This window comes from Bradyrhizobium campsiandrae, from assembly GCF_014529705.1.
Lineage (GTDB): Bacteria > Pseudomonadota > Alphaproteobacteria > Rhizobiales > Xanthobacteraceae > Bradyrhizobium > Bradyrhizobium campsiandrae.
In genome coordinates, this window is sequence record NZ_JAANIH010000455.1 from 1 (window position 1) to 231 (window position 231).

At 65.8% G+C, this 231-nt stretch carries 1 pseudogene; it reads left to right on the top strand.

Annotation, left to right across the window (positions count from 1 at the left end):
- Positions 1-14: 14 nt before the first annotated feature.
- A pseudogene (locus G8O24_RS46980) lies at positions 15-92 on the top strand (DnaB-like helicase C-terminal domain-containing protein); the annotation flags it as partial.
- Positions 93-231 lie beyond the last annotated feature (139 nt).

Below are 231 nucleotides of genomic sequence, written 5' to 3' on the forward strand. Positions count from 1 at the left end.
ACCTCGACACCAAGATGGGTGGTCTCCAGCACTCCGACCTGATCATCGTCGCGGGACGCCCGGGCATGGGCAAGACGTCGCTCGCGACCAACATCGCCTACAATGTCGCGCATGCCCGTCGAGATGCCCGACAGCTTGCCGTCGCGCTGGAACGCCTTGGCCGCGAGATCGACGGCGACAGCCAGCGCCTGCGAGAACTTCTGAAAGCCGCCGTCATAGCGGCCGGACTCG